Here is a 3,150-nt window from a genome sequence, read left to right as displayed (position 1 = left end):
CATCCGTGCCTGTAATAGTGATAACGATGTCTTGGGTGGTGCCATCAGACGCGGTGACGGTAATAGTGTCGGTGGCTGTGTCGCCGTCGGCCAATGATTGGATGGATGCGTTGTCTGCGGTGTATGTCCATGCGCCATCGACCAAGGTGAGTGAGCCGTATTCGCCCGCCAAGGTACCGTTTGGAATGGTTGGGGTGTCGCCTGTATCAGCATCCGTGATGGTGATGGTGCCTGACGCAGTTTGTGCACCCACGTCTTCAGTGATCGCCGCAGTGGTATCACCAGTGATCACAGCAGCATCATCAGTGCCTGTTACAGAAATAACCACATTTTGCGTTGTGCCATCTGTCGCGGTAAGGGTGATGGTGTCCTGCACAAAGTCAGTGTCAGACAGGACTTGAGATTTGACAGGATCCAGTGTGTAAGTCCATTCGCCATCTGCCAGTGTTAGCGAACCGTATTGACCGTCAATGGTTGTGTTCTCAAACTCGGGTGTGTCATCCGCATCAGCGTCAGAAATTGAAAGTGTCCCACTCACCGTGATCACATCATCCCCATCGCCTTCGGTCACTGCACCTGAGAATACGCCTGTGACAATCGGCGCATCGTCGGTGCCTTGAATGGCAATCACTATTTCATGCTTACCACCTTCTGAATCTGTAATGACAATGGTTTCCAATGTCTCTTCGTCTATGGCCGAGGCTTTGTCTGGGTCAAAGGTATACGTCCAGTTGCCATTGGTCATGGTTAACGAACCGTACTCACCTTGAATCGTGGTGTTTGGCAAGGTGGGGGTATCACCAGAATCCACGTCTGAAACAGAGACGGATCCACTGGCGGTGATCGGGCTTTCCTGCTGCTGAGTGGCGGTGACGTAGAAGGTGACATCGTTATGGTCTCTGTCGCCGCCCCCAGCAATGTCTTCCCACGCAGAATAAGTGCCTGAATTGTATTCGTTGTCGTAACCGCTATTTTTCGAGGAGTCAGAGACAAAAGTGGTACTTGATGCGCCGCCTTGATAGGCCGTTACACTGCTACCACCAAAACTAAGGCTGACACTGCCGACATTGAAGCCTTTGCTATCACCGTCTGGGATCATAAACAAGCCGACCTTCTCGCCACCGGCGGTATTAATGTTGACGCTGGTGCCGTTGGTGCTGTGTGCATTATCAAAGATGATCGCTGCACGCACGACATTGCCGCCCGCATCCATCACGTAGTAACCCACACTGTTGTTATAGGCGGCGTCAGAGCCAACATTGCTCAAGTTGAGGTATAAGTTGTCGCCATTACTGGCATCCCACGTACCGTCACTGCCTCGACCAACCGTGACGTTTTGCGAAGAAGCATTAATATCGGTAATGGTTGCTGTTGATGTGCCTGAAAGTACCGCTGCGTCGTCAGTGCCTGTGATAGTCATGACAATGTCTTGCGTCGAGCCATCAGACGCGGTGACGGTAATGGTGTCGGTGGCAATATCACCATCACCCAGCGATTGGATGGACGCGCTGTCTGCGGTGTATGTCCATGCGCCATCGACCAAGGTGACCGAGCCGTATTCACCCGTCAAGGTGCCATTCGGGATGGTTGGGGTTTCGCCCGTATCAGTATCAGTGATGGTCAGAGTGCCAGAAGCAGTTTGTGCCCCCGCATCTTCAGTGATGCTACCTGTGGAATCGCCAGTTATCACGGCGGCGTCATCGGTACCCGTAATGGTAATGACGATGTCTTGGGTTGTGCCATCAGACGCGGTGACGGTCATGGTGTCGGTGGCTGTGTCGCCGTCGGCCAATGATTGGATGGATGCGTTGTCTGCGGTGTATGTCCATGCGCCATCCACGAGCGTGAGCGAGCCATATTCACCCGCCAAGGTGCCATTCGGAATGGTTGGCGTGTCACCAGTATCCGCATCCGTGATCGTGATGGTGCCTGACGCGGTTTGTGCGCCCACGTCTTCAGTTACCGACGCGGTGGTATCGCCGGTGATCACTGCTGCATCATCAGCGCCCGTGACATCAACGGTGATCTGCTGCACTGTGCCGTCTGAGGCGGTCAGGGTGAACACGTCTTGCTCTGTCTGATCATCGTTAAGTGCGCCGGCTTTAGCTGGGTCGATGGTGTAGGTCCATGCGCCGTCCGTCAGCGTAAAGGTACCGTAGTCACCGTCGATCGTGGTGTTGGTGAAGCTTGGCGAGTCGCCGTCATCCACGTCTGCAATGGAAAGGGTGCCTGATGTGCTGGTTTCCGGCGTATCTGCACCTAAATCAACCCCACCAGTGGTGACGCCTGTGACCACAGAGGCATCATCGCTGCCTGTCACCGTGATAGTGATTTGGTGCTCTGAGCCATCCGACGCGGTGATCGTGATGGTGTCAGTTTCTGAATCACCGTCACCCAAAGATTGTGCTTTGCTAGGGTCGACCGTGTACGTCCACTCACCGTCGGTCAGAGTGAGGTTACCGTATTCACCTTCGACCGTGCCGTTTTCAAGGGTGGGCTGGACAGCAGCATCAGGGTCGCTGATGTTGATTGAACCAGAGACAGAGGCATCGCCGCCTTCTGCAACAGACGCACTGAGATCGCCGGTGACTACCGCGGCATCATCAGTGCCTTCAACCGTTACTGTGATTTGATGGGTTGATCCATCAGATGCCGTTAAGGTGAAGGTGTCGTTCGCAGACTCCCCGTCTGGCAGGGTTTGTGCGCTGTCAGGATCAACCGTGTAGGTCCAGTTGCCATCAACCAAGCTCAATGAGCCGTATTCCCCTTCGATGGTGGTGTTACTGATGGTTGGGTTTTCACCGTTATCCACATCACTGATGTTGATAGAGCCAGACACCGTGGTGCCTTGATCTGTGGTGTTGCCCGTCGTATCGCCTGTCACTACCGCCGCATCATCCGTGCCTGTAATAGTGATAACGATGTCTTGGGTGGTGCCATCGGAGGCGGTGACCGTGATGGTATCGGTGGTCGTGTCGCCGTCAGCCAGCGATTGGATTGATGCGCTGTCCGCGGTGTAGGTCCAAGCGCCATCAACCAAGGTCAATGCGCCATATTCACCCACCAAGGTGCCATTCGGAATGGTTGGCGTGTCACCGGTATCCGCATCCGTGATCGTGATGGTACCTGACGCGGTTTGTGCGCCCACGC

Annotated in this window: 1 protein-coding gene; it reads right to left on the bottom strand. The window is 54.5% G+C overall.

Features of this window, described 5'->3' with window-relative positions:
- A partial coding sequence (locus A1OO_RS17535) for a beta strand repeat-containing protein (protein ID WP_017003861.1) occupies positions 1-3,150 on the bottom strand: 3,150 nt, incomplete at both ends.

Origin of the sequence: Enterovibrio norvegicus FF-33 (assembly GCF_000286835.2) — a bacterium.
Taxonomy (GTDB): Bacteria; Pseudomonadota; Gammaproteobacteria; order Enterobacterales; family Vibrionaceae; genus Enterovibrio; species Enterovibrio norvegicus_A.
Note: the sequence above shows the minus strand (reverse complement) of the source record. Positions and strands in the feature narration are given on the sequence as shown.